The sequence below is a fragment of the Alkalihalophilus lindianensis genome, from assembly GCF_032843265.1.
Classification (GTDB): Bacteria; Bacillota; Bacilli; order Bacillales; family Bacillaceae_D; genus Alkalihalophilus; species Alkalihalophilus lindianensis.
The window spans coordinates 1-250 of sequence record NZ_JAWJBA010000737.1 but is presented as its reverse complement, the minus strand read 5'-3'; the positions used below and the strand labels follow the sequence as shown (position 1 = coordinate 250).

At 41.6% G+C, this 250-nt stretch carries 1 protein-coding gene; it reads left to right on the top strand.

The window, feature by feature from the left end:
• Window positions 1–81: 81 nt before the first annotated feature.
• The coding region (locus tag RYX56_RS24135; RefSeq protein WP_317124353.1) for an ATP-binding cassette domain-containing protein at window positions 82–250 on the top strand (169 nt) is incomplete at its 3' end.

Below are 250 nucleotides of genomic sequence, written 5' to 3'. Positions count from 1 at the left end.
AAAATATAGCCTGCGATAGATGGAGGTTTCTACAAAACGCTTTATGATAGGGATGTGAAAAAAATAAGTGAAGGTGATAACATGCTGCAGATAAAAGATATGAAAAAAAGCTTTGGAAAAAACGAAGTGGTTAAAGGAATTTCCTTTTCAATTGAAAAAGGCGAATCATTTGGTCTGCTCGGCCCAAACGGCGCGGGGAAATCAACGACGATCTCGATGATTTGCGGATTGCTGCCAGTGGATGCCGGCG